This window comes from Limnohabitans sp. TEGF002 (assembly GCF_055395845.1).
In genome coordinates this window covers 604,767-621,244 of the sequence record NZ_AP029224.1, presented here as the reverse complement: position 1 = coordinate 621,244, position 16,478 = coordinate 604,767, and the positions used below count along the sequence as shown (strand labels likewise).

The window sequence follows — 16,478 nt, the reverse complement described above, 5'->3', positions numbered from 1 at the left end:
GCATGGTGATGAATAGAAAAATCATGCGATCACTTCCGTCCGAATGTTGTCATCGCTCCAATTCGATAGCCTTGAGGCGCATTTGGATCTGCGTGGCCGTTATTCACTATGCGATCGGACATCAAGACCCCGTTATCTATTCTCAAGAACAAGTCCATCTCGTATCGACTTGCATAGCCCCCATGTACATATTCAAGTAGTCCACCCATTGGGCAACGTAGCTCACCTGTGTACCAATGCGCAAACACGCCATCCGGGTATTCCGGGAAGATATCCCCAAGCTCGATTTCCGTTGTGCCTGAAGCTGTTTCCTTGAACCCTTTGAGCTTCACCAAATACAAACGTCCATCCTCAATCGTCCAAGTTCCTACATATCCTCTCCAGAGGGCTGTGGAAGGAGCTTGCAGCTTCAAGTCTTTGCCTATCGTCTGCATGTAGTAGCGCAGCGGCTCATCGCACAAGGAAAGCTCCTCGCCTTTGTAGATCATCTTTTCTGCAATTTGTGCGGTCATCTTTGGCTCGTTTGCGGTGATTCAGTGCCTTCAGTGTTCCAGAACCGAGGCTCAATGCATGAGCCTGCCAAATGGCTTCTTGAGCCACCTACTGTATAAAAACCCTCCTCCAGAGGCTCACGCAATTAGCCCCGGGCTCACCAAACTGTGAGCCTGACTAAATTCAGTTTTGAGCCCGTATGACCAAGCACACCACCCGCGAAACTTGGCTGCTTGCAGCCGTTGACTTACTCCGTCCAGTCTTTCTGGCAAAACACCACATCATCCCGTCAGATGTCATGGTCTCCTGCGGTTTCGCCAGCACAAGCACGCGCAGCCATCACGTCGGGCAATGTTGGTCAAAGCAAAGCAGCACCAATGACCAGAATCAAATTTTCATTTCCCCTGCGCTACATGAGCCCGTCGAGGTCCTTGACACGCTTGTGCATGAGCTTGTCCATGCCGTAGACGATTGCCAACACAAGCACGGCAAAGAATTCAAGAAGATTGCATTGAGCCTGGGCATGAAAGGTCCAATGCGCAGCGCAGATGCCGGGCCTGAGCTCAAGGAAAAGCTCACCCAACTTGCTAAGCAGCTTGGCGTCTACCCCCATGGGAAGTTGCAGGTGACTCACCACAAGGCGGTTTCTCGCGCCAGGGCACGTGCTAAGTGCCCAGAGTGCGGTTTTCAGGTGCCGATGTACCGCAAGTTTCTGGCGTATGGGCCTCCGCTTTGCCCCAAAGACAAAATTGAAATGACCCCTGTCGGCGATTGGGAGGAAGCATGATCTTCGGTTTCAGCTATGTCCTAGCGATGCTTTTTACCCAGATCGGGGTAATTTCGTCAGGAATCGATTTCGACCATTTCAGCTTCCGAACCAAACAGTCAGAGGTCGTCAGGACCGCCTCCGAGACAAATTTCATACTTTCTGACTATGGAGTGCGGTTTGACCCCAGGAAACTGGGGCGGAAGGAGCGCTTGGCACTCGCCTTCACCAACATGGCTGAATCTGGCCAATAATTATCATAATTGGACGCATATGAGTGAAATTGACAGGCTCTACAGCTACAGAACCCTCCTGACCGGGCGAAGGGCCGTTCCACGCCATGAAATCCTATCGAAGCTTGAAATCTCATTGGCCACGTTCAAACGAGACTTGGCTAAGCTACGTGATCGCCTCAATATCCCTATCGTCTTTGATCGGGATCTGGGAGGCTACAAGCTGGAGATCGCGGACTCACGAGAGGAACTGCCTGGACTTTGGTTTAGTCAGGAAGAAATCCTTGCGCTATTGACCATTCAAAACATGATCGGACAGCTGGAGCCAGGCATCCTGGGGCCGAAACTCAAGCCATTGCAAAAACGGCTGGATGAGATGCTGACCAGCCAGGGATTGAGCTCGCAAACCTTGGCCCAACGCGTGAGATTGGTACATGCCGGTAAACGTAGTCTCCAACTCAAATCCTTTGAAATCGTCGCCAAAGCCACGCTCGAACGGCTCCAACTAAAGATCACACATTTCAATCGCCAAAGTGGAGAAACGCTACAACGCGTCATCTCCCCACAACAACTCATTCATTACCGAGATAACTGGTACGTGGACGCCTGGTGCCACCTGCGTAAGGGGTTAAGAAGTTTTGCAGTGGATGCAATTGCTGAGTGCGAACTGCTTGAAGACGAGGCAAAGGAATTCGATCCCGAGATGGTTCGCGAGAGCATGCAAGAGGGATACGGGATTTTTGGTGGTAAGGTGAAAGATTGGGCGAAACTGAAATTCTCTCCAGAGAGATCAAGGTGGGTTCAGTTCGAAGAATGGCATCCAGATCAACGTAAGGCTATCAATAGTGATGGTTCTGTTGTGATGGAAATTCCATATTCCGACGAGAGAGAAATACTTGGAGACATTTTGAGATATGGCTCAGATGTAGAGGTTCTCTCTCCTCCGACTCTCAGAACCAGCGTACTAATGGCTGTTGAAAAAATGAAGACTCGATACGAGACATACAAATAAGAAAACGGATTCGTGATGATTGAACAATTGATCCCGTACCTCCAAAGCTGGGTACACCATGCTCTTACATTGGTGCTGGTATCCGTACTTGTCTACTTCGCCTACACATTTGTACGAGATTTTTATAAACCAGGCCAAAAAGTCTCTGCAGATTTGGCATTAGCACTGAGCAAGCTTCGAGAAATCAAATCTCAAGGCAATTACACAGATCTTGATGGCATTCGTGAGAATGCAATGGTCAGTTCAACTCTGAAGTCCTGCTGGGATGAATTTAGCGACACTTTGCATGGCCAAAAAAAGGCTGATTCCCAGGGGGTCATGCAGGTCAATCGGTATCGAGCAACCGCTCTAGCCAATAGCTTCTTCACCGAGCAAATTGTTATATCGACTCCGCTTAAAGCAGAGTTCTTTAAACATCTGCCGGGCATTCTCACTGGCATCGGCATCATCGGAACATTCCTAGGCTTAATTCTTGGACTGTTCACATTTGATGTTTCAAAGGATGCCGATCAGGTCCGAAATAGCCTGCGTAATCTTCTTTCAAGTGTCGGCAATGCATTCATCGTGTCGCTGACAGCAATCGGCATGGCCATGTGGATCACGTGGCGTGAAAAAAGAACAATCAACGGACTCTATACAGAATTAGATGAGCTATGCGGCTTGATAGACAGTCTCTTTGAGGCTGGCGCAGGCGAAGAATATCTTCAGCGCCTTGTGGATGCTTCTGAGACATCAGCTACCCAAGCGATGCAGATGAAAGAGTCGATAGTCACCGACTTGAAGCAGGTCCTGACCGAGCTTACGAATCAACAAATTGCAACGATGACTGCGAATAGTCAACAACTTGCAAAATCAATAGGCGAAAACATCACAGAAGGACTTGCGGAGCCACTGAAGGATATTGGCATCGCAGTCAAAACTGTAGGAAATAGTCAAGGCGAAGGCGTCACAAAACTCTTGACTGATGTCATGAGCCGTTTTGCAACGGAAATGGATGGGATGTTTGGATCTCAAATGCGAGGTATGAATGAAATGCTGGTGCAGACAGCCAGCACAATTCAAGATGCTTCACAGCGCTTTGAGCAACTTGCAAACCAAATTCAACAAGCAGGTAGCGGAGCAGCAGATGCAATGTCCAAGAGAGTGGAGGAGGCTCTGCTCAACATGCAAAATGCTCAAGCGAGCTCTAACGAGCAAATGCGATTGTTTGTGGAGCAGCTCAAACAAAACATTACTCAAGGTCAGTCCGAATCAACTGAGCTCACGAAGAATCTTGTGAAGGAATTGAGCGAGTCCACGACAGCGTTGGTTCGCAGCCTCCAAGACCAATCCAACAGTGCACAGAGCGCTCACGACGACAGACAAAAAGAGCGCGATGAGCAGATGAATCGGCTGCTTGAACATTTGAAAGAAAACATTGCGAATACACAAGCAGAATCCGCAAATGCGACAACACAACTGCTTGGAAAGTTGGGCGAATCAACTGAGAAATTGGTCAAGCAACTAGAAGATCAGACCGAGAAGGCTCGCCAAGAACAAGTTCAACGGAGTGCTCAACAAGACGCGAGCACAGCCGAGTTGCTCGACAACCTTAAGAAGCACTTTCAAAGCGCACAAAGCGAGACAGCGTCATCAACTTCTGCGCTGCTTACTCAACTGGGCGAGGCCACTCAAAATCTGGTCAAGAGCCTGCAAGATCAGGGCAACCAGGCTCAACTTGATCACACACAGCGCATGTCCGACCTGGTGGACAAGATCACCACCGTACTTGGCCAAAATCACGCTCAAGTATCACGACTCACAGAGGTCGTTACCGAATCCAGCAATGCCATGCGTGACTCCATCAGCCGACTGCAAACAAGCACCAATTCAAACATTGAGAAAATGGGCACGGGAGCCGAAATGCTTCATGGTGCATCGGTCAGACTCACCGAGAACTTATCGGCTGTCAAAGCATCCACAGAGGGTTTGGGCGCTAACGCAAAACAATTGGTCGATGCATCGAGCAACTTGTCCAATGCACTCTCGGCAATGCAACACGCTCTGGGCGATCAAAAGTCTGTACGCGATGCCATTGCATTGATGGTGACTGACTTGAAGAATACAGTCGAAAACGCGAAGAAGGACGCCGGATTGACTACGGAGCTGGTTGCCAACCTTGAACGCGCCAGCGGACAACTCCAGAAAGCACAAACAGATGCCGGTAAGTATCTGAGCGGCATTTCGGAAGTTCTGGCAAAAGCTCATTCAGAATTTGCAACACAGCTGAAAGCCACTCTGACTGATAGCAATAAAACCTATCAAACGGAGCTGGCACAGGCGACAAACTATCTGAAGGGCGCAATTCAAGATCTAGGCGATGTCTTGGATTCTTTGCCCTCAAGCTCAAAGTAAGCGCTAGAGCATGTTCGAAATTACCAAGAACGCTAACGCGCAAAAGAAGCGCGAGGATGGAGAGAAGCCCTTTTGGATTTCTTTCTCCGATCTAATGTCTTCCCTCATGGTCTTGTTTTTGATTTCCATGACCGTCGCTTTACTTGCTGTTACGAATGAACCAGACATTGCAGCAAAAGAGGAAGCGGAACGATCGCAGGCAATCAAAGACTTCATGGTGGAAATTGAGCAGATTTTGACTGCGCAAGAATTCAGCGGAGTACGAGTGGATGGGACCACCATTGACTTCGGTGTCCGAGGGACCTTCGAGAAAGAGGGGCAAAACACTCTCTCGCAGCAGCAAAGTCAAATGCTCAGAAGCTTCACCCCCAAATTGCTGGAGAAGCTGCGCACGACTGATGCTGGGAAAATTTGGTTTAAACGCGCAGTTGTTGAAGGCTACGCCAGTAAAACAGGCACGTATCTCTTTAACTTAAACCTGAGCCTCGAGCGCAGCCAGCGCGTTTTATGTGAGCTTCTTCGCGAGCCCACAAACGCAACCGAGAAACCGTTCTCCTCCGAGGACAGAAAACTCATTGCAACGAAGTTCTTTGTTGGCGGGGCATCTTTTAACTCCCTTAGATCCGGAGGGGGCGCTCAAAGCCGAAGAATTGAGTTCAAACTGGAATTCAGAACGAGACAGGAAAAACTGGCCGAAGAAAGTACACCTGCCCCCAAGTTAGACGATGCAGAATTAACCAATGCATTGAATCCGAAAGAAAAATGTCCGATTTTCGATCGCTCAATGAGCTCGAACATCTCTTAAAAGAGCAGTTCGATCCTCGATTGATTCTCCATGGGGTGACCTTTGGGGACTCTCGAGTCATGTCCAAAGTTCTCAAAGAGATCAAGCGTGACCTAGGTGATAGCGAGGGTCGCCCTTCAGAAGACGTTCTCATCAAGGCCATTCGGAAATTTGAGACCAAGGGCGACACGGATACATTCACTGAACTCAAATATGTCTGCTACGGAGCGGAAACTCCAGTTGGCCCCCAAAAATACAGACTCATTGAAGACAAAGAAACCTTCGAGCTCTTACTGAAGGCGGTAGAGAAACGAAATAGCAAGCAACTTCGGCGTTGCTTCCAAGGACTGCTGTCGAGCTACTTTCGTTTTGATCCTAAAGAGCCTGTCAATCAAAAAGGATCTGAAAATTGGGCTCTGCTCAAAGGCTTTTTGAAGAAGAAGCTATCCCCGATTTTTCAGTCATCAAAAGAACGAGGTTCAATCCCAGATTGGCTGTCCACTCTGTATGAGCACAAGAATCTTCTGGAAGAGAATCCATGCAAGCGATATGCGGACTCTCTGACAAGAGGCAGCACACAAGAGCTCAAGGAAGTCTGTGAAGGATTGGGAATCGAATCTTCTTCATGGGTCTGGAATGAAGCGTTCCTCGCTTATGTGCAGACAGTTTGTGCCATGCGTGACGAGCCTTTCGTGGGCCACCTCAATGGCGTACTCGAGCTTGTTAATGGGAAAGGGCAAATTCATTTGCCCGAAGCAATGGCAATTGAGGCTACGGCTCATTGTGTGATCCGTTACTCAAAATCTGCCAACACCATAGAGCATCCGTTTCTACGAGATACGTGCGTCAGAAGAATTGGCAACCCCATGTTGGAGCAGACCAAGTGGGATGCATTTGTCGACCATGAGCCTGCCCGTCAAATGGTCACCAGTTGGCTCAAGCAACAACTGATCAAAGACTTCTTTGAGCTATTGGCCCAGGATGGAGCTGCCGATATTCGAAGGCTGAACTATTGGTTGAAATGGGAAAAGCACATCACAGAGATGTGGTTCTTCTTGGGAGAGATGGCCTTTAAAGACCAAAGATCGGCATTTAAAGACGTTAGAGAGCGGATGGGCGGATCGATTCGTCAACTTGACGAACCTAGTAGGCCGGAGAACAACGCCTTTGTCATGCGCATTGGCGAGTATTTGGTCATCGAATTTTCTACCAAGAACAATGCAATGTTCATCTATCAGGCAGATCAAGCGTCACCTGATATGAAGTACACCTATCGAACCACCCCTCGACTTAAAAACCTGAAGGGATCACTTGGCAAACACTCTCACATAGGAGGTTGGGAGAGCTCGTTTGATCATGTCCTTAGGCGCAGGCTTAGTCAATCGATACCCTCAACGGCCAGTCAAGCGCCTATCTACCGGCCCTCATCATCGCAGCCAAAGCCTGCCTCAGCCGTAGCGTCTGGAGTATTGCCGCTCAACATGAGCGAGCTCAGAACTGTGGTTGATGTTTCCAAGGCAAGAATTGAAGACTACAGAGCCAAGCAAGGCAATCTTTGGGTGACATTGACGGACAGATCACAAGACCCAGGCTTGGCAACTTACCTGGAACGTCGTGGCTTCAAGTTCGTGGCTGGCAGAGGCTACTGGATCAAATAAACAATGAGTCTCTTTGACAAGCTTTTCAGTTCAAAATCCCTCAAGGGAGCGACTCCGGGTGAGTCGAATCCAGTTCGGCTGCATTTTGGCCATGAGGGGATTAAGTACGAATTCACCGCAAATCCTGTGGCGATTTCAAACGGCATTGAATCTGCGAATGAGACGGTTACCGATCAAGCGCGACGACTTTCCCAGCTGGCAACAGAAGGACTTGCAACCCAACAAGAGAACGAATTCTCGATCAGCTGGGACTCTGTGTATCAACTGCTTGCTGATGAAGACTTTGCAAGTTATGTCACCCCACTGGGGATACCTGGCTATACGTCTGCTGTCCCGAAGTTGAAAAATTCAGGGGCACTCCTCGACCCCTCTTTTTCAATTCTTCTGGAGGAATGGGTGGACTCGGATGGTATTCCACTCACATCGCAACCGAAATTGGAAGGCAAAGTGCTCCGCTCTCGTGATGGGGCGCATCTTCTCAAACCTCTAGTCGCAGAACTCTTAGATGAGTTGCAAGCGTTTCATGCTGTTCCTGCTGAGAAACGCGATCAAAAATTCAAAGAAATCCAGTACGGAAAAATCAGACGACTCGCTTTTGACACTTGCGCTCCGGTTTCTGACTATGTCTCCAAAACAATCGTTCTTACACCAGAGAAATTGAAACTGGAGATCGAAAAGCGAGGCGAAGCAAATGATCGCGTGATTGAAATTTGCCCTACGTTTGAAGATGCACCGCCCGATTGGATCTCCGTTTTTGACAGATTCCCCCTTAGCGACTCCTATGAGGTGCCAGATGGCTTGTCTGTCACACGAATTGTGCTCACGCCAGAGGTAAAGACAGTCTTAGATGAAGTCAAGAAAATGCCCGCACGCAGGGTTTCTGGTTCTCGTGCTGAGGCTTTCGTGCGCAACCCTTTTTCTTTGCTTGGAGAAGAAGCGGGGAAGGTATTGAGCCCAGAGGACGTTGAGTCACAACTAACAAAGGCGGGGATCAGCTTTGCGCAGTTCACCCCGCATGCTGAGTTTGGCGAATTCGGTGAAATTACACGCGTTGGCATCCTCATCAATGATCTTTCCAAACCTGAAGCATCAGCAGCCATTTATTGGTTTGACTCTCCGAGTGAGTTGAATCGCTTCATCCATAAGGCCACCACAAGCCATCAATCAAATGCCCATTCGTTTGCCTGGATGAGGTACGACTTAGAAGTCATTGGGGACACGCTAGATCACATAGATCAGTTGAGCACATGGCTTGATGCTTGGAGCTCACCAGAACTGTGGACTGCATCGGAAGTCCTTGACCTTAGTCATTACTCCGATCGAATCGAGTCTATTGGGTTTGAGAAGCCATTCATCGTTCCCGTCATCTCCAAGAAGAATAATGAAAACGGCTGGTTCGATGAAAACGTAACAACTGGTCTGGCTTCTGTCGATGAAAAAACGGGGCAGGTCACCATAGTTTCCTTCCCATTCAAAAACATTCTTCCACTGCATCAAGCCGTTGAAGAAGCAATTCAAAACAACAAAACACACGTACAGGTTGTTGGATTCAAGGAGCCCGTCCCGCTTTACGACGCACAGATGGCGTTGAAAGATCTCAAGGCCGCTCGCGAGGACTTGAAGGGAAAAAAGTTCAAACCTCCATCCAAGAACATCAAGAAGCCAAGTTCTCCCAAGAAGCGACTGGTCATCAAACGCAATCTTGAGGACATTGACTACACAGAGAACAGAGCTGAAGCCCTGACCATGGCCGAGGGCACGCAGCCAGTGCTCCCTTCCGCTTTGTTGCCTACGATTCAATTAAAAGAACATCAGCATATCGGAGTAGCTTGGCTCCAACACTTGTGGAAGCTGTCTCCACAGCAGTGCCGAGGGACCGTTTTAGCTGACGACATGGGCCTCGGTAAGACCTTGCAGTTGCTTACGTTCATTGTTTCGGCGTTTGAGGCTGATCCAGATCTACCCCCTGCTCTGGTTGTCGCTCCTGTCGCATTACTTGAAAACTGGCAAAACGAACTTGAACGTTTCTTTCAGCCGGGCACACTTCCAACTCTACTGCTGTACGGTTCTACTTTGAGGCAACTGCGCGTTGCCAAGAATGAGATCGACGCAACACTCAAGGCAGAGGGCGTTACACGACTCTTGAAGAAGGGGTGGATTGGCAACAACAAACTGGTGCTGACCACGTATGAGACGATGCGCGACCTTGAGTTCGCTCTTGCCAGCCAACCTTGGTCTGTCATGGTCTGTGATGAAGCGCAGAAGATTAAAACGCCTGCAGCTTTAGTTACCCGCTCCGCAAAAAAACAGAAGGTCCGATTTCGCATCGCCTGCACCGGAACGCCTGTTGAGAACACATTGGCAGATCTCTGGTGTCTATTTGACTTTGTTCAACCAGGGATGCTCGGTGCACTCAATTACTTCTCCAGAACATACAGGCAGCCCATCGAAGCAAAGACACACGAGCAGCAACTTAAGGTTGAAGAACTTCGTGAGCTGATTCGTCCGCAGATACTGCATCGAAAGAAGACTGAAGTTGCCAAGGACCTTCCTGCCCCAAAAGAAGACCAAGCCTGCAAACTGTTGGCGATGTCAGAGTATCAGCATCGACTCTATGAGCGCGCATTAGCTAATCTTCATGAACAGAGGCAAGTCAATCCGTCTGCCCAACTCCAGGCTTTGCAAGCTATTCGAAAAATTTGCTCAGATCCGCATGGACACGCCGAGTCCAATACAAGCAGCGTGTCGATCGATCGCTTACTTAGCGAATCACCCAAGATGGGATGGCTGATCAATCTGCTCAAGGAGCTTGGTGCAGACCAGAGCGGGAATCACAAAGCAATCATCTTTTGTGAGTTCCGAGAGCTTCAGCTAATACTTCAACGTGTGATTGCGGCCATCTTTGGTTTTGCACCGTCAATCGTCAACGGAGACACTTCGGCGGATCCTCGTGTAAATGAAAATCGCCAACAGTTGATCGACGCATTCCAGAGGAAAAATGGTTTCAACGTCATCATCCTCTCGCCATTGGCCGTGGGTTTCGGGGTGAACATTCAGGCGGCAAATCACGTCATTCATTTCACACGGACATGGAACCCAGCCAAAGAAGATCAAGCAACGGCCAGAGCCTACCGAATTGGTCAGACTCGAACTGTCCAGGTGTACTACCCAGGTGTGGTTAGCCCGAAATTCCCTAGCTTTGATGTCCGCCTTGATGCGCTTCTCAGCAGAAAACGAGAGCTAGCTTCCGACATGCTCAATGGATGCAGCGATCTGAAGATTGATGACTTTTCTGAACTTCTCTAACTACGTATATCCCAATTGCTCTTTTTGATCGCTCCAGATCACGGGTATTTCACAGTCCCGACCTCTGATTTGATGCAGATTTAACGTGACTGGCTGAGATCCATTGAGAATCGATTCCACAATCTCGGGAGCTAGCCGGGTCATTCGAAGCACTTCAGCCACCCAACCGGCCTCAAGCTTTAGCTCTTTCGCCAGGGCGTTTCCGCTGTCGTACTCGCCTTCATCAATGAGTTTTTGCCAATAAAACGCTTTTCCAAGCGTTTTCAGCATTGCGTAATCGATCGACGTTTTCGAACCCTCACGTTTTACCCCTGCTGGCGGGACGAGAACTTTGCTGGTGTGTTTCTTTTTTATCGTCAAGGGCACAAAGGTCACCACTCGGCCAGCATTGACGTATTCACGTTTTTCGCCGTTTTCTTTGATCAACAGTTTGCTCTTGTAATCACGGTTGCTCATGCAGCCTCCAATACATTTGGGACTCTATTTTTTTGCCGGGTGTGCTCCAAGTCCTCGGAAACGAAGGGGTGTTCTTCGTACTGATTTTTAAACGCTGAAATGACCTCTTCATTCCACGTCACCTCAATTCCGTGCGGTAGGAGCTGAACACGATCAAGAAGCTTTTGAGCTATCAAGTTTTGCTCTGCAGGAAAAAGTTTTGACCAGACTGCCTCAATCTCGCGCATTGCCAGAATGAACGTAGGCTCATCCAATTTGAGAGATTCGCTGAATCCCTCTACAACCTTGAATGCACCAATCACGACGCGAGGATCTCGCAGCACGTCCAAAATCATTTTCAGCACATGATTCTCGATCTCGGCTGCGGGGATATGCCCAAAGGATTCCATGCCTTCCACTGCTGTGGCTCCAGCCCGCTGCCTCTTTTCCAAGTACGGGACGTAGTACCTGTACATGCGGCCATTTTTCTTGCGGCTTTGCGTTGGAAGCATTCTTTGTCCGTCCGGCGCGTACAAGATCCCCGTAAGCAGAAATCGATTAGAGCTGTATCTTTCGTAGCTCCCGCGCTTTCTTTGGTCGACGATGGCGGCGACCTGATCCCACAGTTGGCGATCAACTATTGCGCGATGTTGTCCTGGGTACGCAACCCCCTTATGAACCATTTCTCCGATGTAAACACGGTTCCTCAACAACGTGAACAGGTACTGCTGATCAATCGTCCTGCCTTCTCGATGATTACCGCCTTGGGTCACCCATTCTTTTGTCTTGCGCCCTTCAATTTGTAGTTGCCTAACGATCGTGGCTGCAGAACCATGCTGCGCATACATCGCAAATATTTCACAAACCAGATTGGCTTCGACTTCGTTCACGATGAGCTTTCTTTCGACGACGTCATAGCCCAAAGGCGGAACGCCCCCCATCCACATGCCCTTTGCCTTGCTTGCTGCGATCTTGTCGCGAATTCGCTCCCCAGTGACTTCTCGTTCAAACTGCGCAAAAGACAATAGGATGTTGAGTGTCAATCGTCCCATTGAGGTGGTGGTATTGAATTGCTGCGTCACGCTCACAAACGTGACCCCGCATTTTTCAAAGGTGGCCACCATCTGAGCGAAGTCCACCAACGACCTAGACAGTCGATCTATTTTGTAGACGACTACAACATCAACCTTTCCCTGCTCAACATCTTCAAGCAATCTCTTCAACGAGGGGCGATTCGTATTCCCGCCGGAGAATCCACCGTCGTTGTACTCATCATCCAAGACAACCCAACCCTCATGTCTCTGGCTGGTGATAAAGGCAAGAGCTGCGTCACGTTGAGCCTCAAGGCTGTTGTATTCCTGATCCAGCCCTTCATCAGTTGATTTGCGCGTATAGATTGCACATCGCAATTTTTTCGCCGCCATTAGCGTATTGCTTGACTTCATGATCGAGCCCCCTCCTTACCTGCTTTCTTCTTGAGCCCAAAAAATGCGGGGCCAGACCAATTGGTCCCCGTGATTGCTCTTGCTATGGAGGAGAGACTCTTAAAGGGTCGATTCAGGTACAGGTATCGACCATCCTCTAAAACTTCGACACGGTGCTCTTGTTCTTCATGCACACGAATCAGCGTCGTTCCTGGCATCAAGTCATGTTCTGATCGGTTCTTATGGTTCGGGACTTCCCCGGTTTCGCCAATTTTTTCAAGACGTTTTCGAGTCTTTGCGGGCAGGCCTCCATATGCGACCTCTTGGATCCGGTGTGCCAATCGACTCTCTATGTATGTCCTGTGGTGATTTCCTGGTCGAAAGTCAAAGTGCTGATCCCATACCAGCCAAAGCTCTTTCATGGAGAGTTCAGTCAGGCTTGTGATCTGATCTCGGATGTTTTTTCCTTCTTCAAAAATTGACCGCTTCATACGCAAACTCCTTCTATCTGAGACGGGTCTGTATGAACGCTCTGTTTGGGCATTACTCCTAGTTGAAGATCGCTTGTTTCGCCGATCTGTGAGATATCAGCGACACCATCGCCTACATTCATGCCCCGCAGGACAGCTTTCGCCAACATCTCTTCAATAACCCGATGCCCAGGCCTTACCTTCGGCAAGACTGCGGCACTTGCGCATCGAATTGGTTTCTCATTTGCCATCTAGTCACTCCAGTTAAAAACTGGCTCTATTCCAAAGGCGAGAGCTCGGATTTCTAAGCGTGGAATTGGCCTGGCGCAGCTTGTTCTTGCGTCACTTTTGAAGCTTCGGCGCTTCAAGGCGGTTATTGGCGACGTCGATAATTTCTTAATACCTAGGGATTCAATATGGCCTGATTTCAGGTAAATGATGGCCACGCTTGCAAGGTGAACGAACGTTCACTACAATCATTTCCGTGAAAAAGTCCAACAACGATCCCCAATACCTTGCGACCTTGCAGCGCTACTACGCAGAGCATCGAGTTCTACCCTCGTATGCACGCATGTTGCCCCTACTCGGATTCGCATCGAAGGCCGCCGTCAAGAAGGTTCTTGAACGTCTTGAAGTGGTCGGCATGCTTGAGCGAACCGAGGATGGCGACTGGGCTCCAAGTGAACGATTCTTTGAGCGCGCTATAGCAACTCAACCAGTTCCTGCCGGGGCACCTATCTCTGCTGAAGCAGATGTTCATGAGCACATCACGATCGACAGATTTTTGATTCGCGATCCAAACAACACCGTACTGATTCGGGTCAAAGGTGATTCGATGGTTGAGGCGGGGATTCATGAGGGCGACCTTGCTGTAGTGAAAAGAACCACGCAAGTGAGTCCCGGTGAAATCATCGTGGCCATTGTTGATGACGATTTCACACTCAAGACCTTGGCCCGAGACAAAACCGGCTACCACCTCCTACCATCGAACAAGAACTACTCTCCGATTCGCCCAAAGGGGAAGCTCGAAATTTATGGGGTCATGGTCGGACTCGTTCGACGATACCCATGAGGACCAACTCCGTTGCAAAGAAAAATAACAACGCCTTCACTAACAAAAACAACCCACCCTAGAGAACGCTTTTCGTCTGACATTCAAGTCTCGCGATGGCTTCTGCTTTCTGGAGACAAAAAGAAATGATCGACGCTGAAAACCTTACCCGGCTCTTGGGCCACCTCCCTCCAAAGACATTCCACGAACTTGTGGTGGAGTCATTCAAAACGCCTTTGACCGCGCTTGATGAGAAACAAAACAAGACCGAGCAGCGTGCAGCCATGTCAGAGCAGCTGCTGGCGCTGCCGATCGGTAAGCGCAAAGGCATGGAGGATGAAGCAGAAAAAATCATGCTCCTCTCCGATGGTCCTGGTCAAGATGTCGTCGATGGGTTTCGCGATCAGATACCAGGACTGAAGGACAGAACTGCTTTTGCCGGACTGAAAACCCAGCACGAACGGGCCTACTGGCTGTACTCCAACAATCGAAAACTTTTCACAGAAGCCCTGGATGCTCGGCAGGCCGACATCTTTCGTCAGAGCTCAACTTGCTACTCAGGTTTTACGGCTCCTCCCCAGCTAAATTTCCATTTCGACGAGACGTCCATGGCGAAGTTTCGTTCGCAAATGGCAGAGAAATTGGCTTGCAATGTGGATGATGTCGCCGTTCAAATCTTCAAACGAATGAGGCCCGATGCAGAGCAAGGCGAGGATGTTGACCTGTACCAGGTCAGCATTCACTACAACCGCCCTCCTGAAGTCGTCGAAAAGGTTGAGAACAGTACGCTCAAGAATCAAGAGATCATCAGAGCCGTTTCCAGCTATGCCACGTATGAGCCGGTGAACGGACATCTAGAGGTTTTATCCCGTGACAACGTCGGGCGAGAAGATCTCGCGCGCTTGGTTGCGGATGTGCTGTTGGAGTCACCAATTACAGGTGAGCGCATACCGCTCAAATCGTATGACTACCAATGTCTGGCCGGAGACTTCTCATTTGACCTCTCGAGCGAGCCAACGGTTGCCTCGGCAAAAGTCATCGAGCTCGGGTATACAAATGGCGATAACCGATCGGTGGTCATGAAAATTTGGGCCAAAGACGTTGATGACATTCACACAGTTGCCAAAAAATTGATTGGCCCAACATTCACATTCTCAAGCCACCGTCTCAATTACGCTCGAATTTCAGTCCGCACGCACAAGGTCGCAGGAGAGCGAGCACGAAACATCAGCATCGTGATGCGCGACGAGAACAAGTGCAACATCAAAACGAAAAGGGATAAAGACCGTGCTCTGTGCGACCGCCTCCTTGCCCGTTGGGGATTGGTGAAAGAAATCGGCAATGAAGAAGCTGACGACACCAGCACTGATTGAATTGACCGAGGTCTTTGAAAGATCTGGCTCATCACTGCCAGATCTAGAGGGACTGCGTGTTCAAGGCGTACCTGGCTGGGATTTATGCAAGCTCGCACGGATCACTCCTGCCATAACCAGCTACTGGCTGAACAAAGTCGGCTACGCGGGAACGATGCCCGCCTACCGTGGTGATGAGAAGGTCCCAGTTGAGATTACGGAACTCGATGACTCAGGCCCGTCAAATTTCCAATACCGGTGCCCAGAAACATTTCGCATGCGTCGTGTTGCGGCCAGCGCCATTGCTGTCTACGCCGTAAAGCCTGAGGTGTACCTTGATTACATCGCGGAGCTATTCGGCATTCACAAAGCTGCTCGCTCAGGGATCAAGCAAGCCTCTATACCAGGGTGTCTTTGGAAGTTGGGCGTTGCTCGGATTGGACCATCTCAGGTCCCTATCTGGTTCGTTCGAGAGCTTGGAGTAAAGCTTGACAAAGTACTCACACACTTGAACGACGTCTCCGTTAATCCTGGCGGCTTACTCGTTACATCTGGGTTTGATTTGCCCAAGCACATTCAGTTTCCGAAGAATTTTCGAGTTGTGCGTCTGCAAGAAGCACTCGTTGAATTCACACGATTCTCACAACTTGATTTCACCTACCTTGAGCGACTCATGAGTCAACCTGCTGAAGAGAAGGTCATCAAAACAAGCAAGGTGTATTTCAACGAGAGTACATCCACGCTTTCGATCGGTTCGATAAAAGAATCATGGAAGATTGGTGGCGTCAAGCAAGCCAAGGCTGTTCACCGCATGTACCAGGCTGCCTGCTCTGACATATGGGAATTGACACACGCGGAGGTACTTGATGCCGCTTACAAAGGTGCTCCAGAAAGCGAACGCAAAGGAAAGACTATCCAGCATTTGTTCAAAGGGAATGCCAAATGGGAGATCTATTTGCGCATCACACGCAGAGGACATATTGCGTTCAATTTAGCCACCGACTGATCACTACAAACCCTTCAAAAAACCGCCTTCTTGGCGGTTTTTTTTTGGACGTTGACGACCCAAAAACACCTGAAACAGCCAAAGAGCTCAGCCCC

Annotated in this window: 13 protein-coding genes; 9 read left to right on the top strand and 4 right to left on the bottom strand. The window is 49.4% G+C overall.

The window, feature by feature from the left end:
* Positions 1–29: 29 nt before the first annotated feature.
* Positions 30–512, bottom strand: coding sequence for a hypothetical protein (locus ACZ5SR_RS03180; protein ID WP_464450131.1), 483 nt, complete (start codon positions 510–512; stop codon positions 30–32).
* Positions 513–691: 179 nt separating this feature from the next.
* On the opposite strand from ACZ5SR_RS03180, the gene ACZ5SR_RS03175 reads away from it, so the two are divergent.
* The 6 genes from ACZ5SR_RS03175 to ACZ5SR_RS03150 all read left to right on the top strand — a co-directional run bounded on the left by ACZ5SR_RS03175 (position 692) and on the right by ACZ5SR_RS03150 (position 10,645).
* Positions 692–1,279, top strand: a complete 588-nt coding sequence (locus tag ACZ5SR_RS03175) for a SprT family zinc-dependent metalloprotease (protein ID WP_464450130.1) — start codon at positions 692–694, stop codon at positions 1,277–1,279.
* A gap of 252 nt (positions 1,280–1,531) precedes the next feature.
* Positions 1,532–2,503 carry a helix-turn-helix transcriptional regulator gene (locus ACZ5SR_RS03170; protein ID WP_464450129.1) on the top strand — a complete coding sequence of 324 codons (972 nt, stop codon included), beginning with the start codon at positions 1,532–1,534 and terminating at the stop codon, positions 2,501–2,503.
* A 15-nt stretch (positions 2,504–2,518) separates the two neighbouring features.
* Positions 2,519–4,897, top strand: a complete 2,379-nt coding sequence (gene zorA / locus ACZ5SR_RS03165) for an anti-phage ZorAB system protein ZorA (RefSeq protein WP_464450128.1) — start codon at positions 2,519–2,521, stop codon at positions 4,895–4,897.
* Positions 4,898–4,907: 10 nt separating this feature from the next.
* Complete coding sequence (locus ACZ5SR_RS03160; protein WP_464450127.1) at positions 4,908–5,702, top strand: OmpA family protein; 795 nt, start codon at positions 4,908–4,910, stop codon at positions 5,700–5,702.
* A complete protein-coding gene (locus ACZ5SR_RS03155) occupies positions 5,660–7,339 on the top strand; it encodes an EH signature domain-containing protein (RefSeq protein ID WP_464450126.1) in 1,680 nt (559 codons plus the stop codon). The genes ACZ5SR_RS03160 and ACZ5SR_RS03155 overlap by 43 nt, the downstream gene beginning before the upstream one ends.
* Positions 7,340–7,342: 3 nt before the next feature.
* Positions 7,343–10,645 (top strand): DEAD/DEAH box helicase, encoded by a 3,303-nt coding sequence (locus tag ACZ5SR_RS03150; RefSeq protein ID WP_464450125.1) that lies wholly within the window; start codon positions 7,343–7,345, stop codon positions 10,643–10,645.
* On the opposite strand, the gene ACZ5SR_RS03145 is transcribed toward ACZ5SR_RS03150, so the two are convergent.
* From ACZ5SR_RS03145 to ACZ5SR_RS03135, 3 genes are read right to left on the bottom strand one after another with little or no spacing between them, the layout of a single operon-like run.
* Positions 10,646–11,101, bottom strand: coding sequence for a hypothetical protein (locus ACZ5SR_RS03145; protein ID WP_464450124.1), 456 nt, complete (start codon positions 11,099–11,101; stop codon positions 10,646–10,648).
* The gene (locus ACZ5SR_RS03140; RefSeq protein ID WP_464450123.1) at positions 11,098–12,525 is read right to left on the bottom strand and encodes a recombinase family protein; all 1,428 of its coding nucleotides are present in this window, start codon (positions 12,523–12,525) and stop codon (positions 11,098–11,100) included. The genes ACZ5SR_RS03145 and ACZ5SR_RS03140 overlap by 4 nt, the downstream gene beginning before the upstream one ends.
* Positions 12,522–12,995 carry a DUF2924 domain-containing protein gene (locus tag ACZ5SR_RS03135; RefSeq protein ID WP_464450122.1) on the bottom strand — a complete coding sequence of 158 codons (474 nt, stop codon included), beginning with the start codon at positions 12,993–12,995 and terminating at the stop codon, positions 12,522–12,524. The genes ACZ5SR_RS03140 and ACZ5SR_RS03135 overlap by 4 nt, the downstream gene beginning before the upstream one ends.
* A 463-nt stretch (positions 12,996–13,458) precedes the next feature.
* Here ACZ5SR_RS03135 and lexA point away from each other — a divergent pair, with 463 nt between their 5' ends.
* From lexA to ACZ5SR_RS03120, 3 genes are all read left to right on the top strand, one after another.
* On the top strand, positions 13,459–14,046 hold the full coding sequence (lexA, locus tag ACZ5SR_RS03130) for a transcriptional repressor LexA (RefSeq protein WP_464450121.1): 588 nt from the start codon (positions 13,459–13,461) through the stop codon (positions 14,044–14,046).
* A gap of 95 nt (positions 14,047–14,141) precedes the next feature.
* Positions 14,142–15,398 (top strand): hypothetical protein, encoded by a 1,257-nt coding sequence (locus tag ACZ5SR_RS03125; RefSeq protein WP_464450120.1) that lies wholly within the window; start codon positions 14,142–14,144, stop codon positions 15,396–15,398.
* Positions 15,367–16,383, top strand: coding sequence for a hypothetical protein (locus ACZ5SR_RS03120; RefSeq protein WP_464450119.1), 1,017 nt, complete (start codon positions 15,367–15,369; stop codon positions 16,381–16,383). Before ACZ5SR_RS03125 ends, ACZ5SR_RS03120 begins: the two co-directional genes overlap by 32 nt.
* Positions 16,384–16,478: the final 95 nt, after the last annotated feature.

Bases quoted from the DNA above. Each gene is read 5' to 3' on its own strand.
- ACZ5SR_RS03180 (WP_464450131.1), bottom strand. From the start codon at position 512: ATGACCGCACAAATTGCAGAAAAGATGATCTACAAAGGCGAGGAGCTT.
- ACZ5SR_RS03175 (WP_464450130.1), top strand. From the start codon at position 692: ATGACCAAGCACACCACCCGCGAAACTTGGCTGCTTGCAGCCGTTGAC.
- ACZ5SR_RS03170 (WP_464450129.1), top strand. From the start codon at position 1,532: ATGAGTGAAATTGACAGGCTCTACAGCTACAGAACCCTCCTGACCGGG.
- zorA (WP_464450128.1), top strand. From the start codon at position 2,519: ATGATTGAACAATTGATCCCGTACCTCCAAAGCTGGGTACACCATGCT.
- ACZ5SR_RS03160 (WP_464450127.1), top strand. From the start codon at position 4,908: ATGTTCGAAATTACCAAGAACGCTAACGCGCAAAAGAAGCGCGAGGAT.
- ACZ5SR_RS03155 (WP_464450126.1), top strand. From the start codon at position 5,660: ATGTCCGATTTTCGATCGCTCAATGAGCTCGAACATCTCTTAAAAGAG.
- ACZ5SR_RS03150 (WP_464450125.1), top strand. From the start codon at position 7,343: ATGAGTCTCTTTGACAAGCTTTTCAGTTCAAAATCCCTCAAGGGAGCG.
- ACZ5SR_RS03145 (WP_464450124.1), bottom strand. From the start codon at position 11,101: ATGAGCAACCGTGATTACAAGAGCAAACTGTTGATCAAAGAAAACGGC.
- ACZ5SR_RS03140 (WP_464450123.1), bottom strand. From the start codon at position 12,525: ATGAAGTCAAGCAATACGCTAATGGCGGCGAAAAAATTGCGATGTGCA.
- ACZ5SR_RS03135 (WP_464450122.1), bottom strand. From the start codon at position 12,995: ATGAAGCGGTCAATTTTTGAAGAAGGAAAAAACATCCGAGATCAGATC.
- ACZ5SR_RS03125 (WP_464450120.1), top strand. From the start codon at position 14,142: ATGGCTTCTGCTTTCTGGAGACAAAAAGAAATGATCGACGCTGAAAAC.
- ACZ5SR_RS03120 (WP_464450119.1), top strand. From the start codon at position 15,367: ATGAAGAAGCTGACGACACCAGCACTGATTGAATTGACCGAGGTCTTT.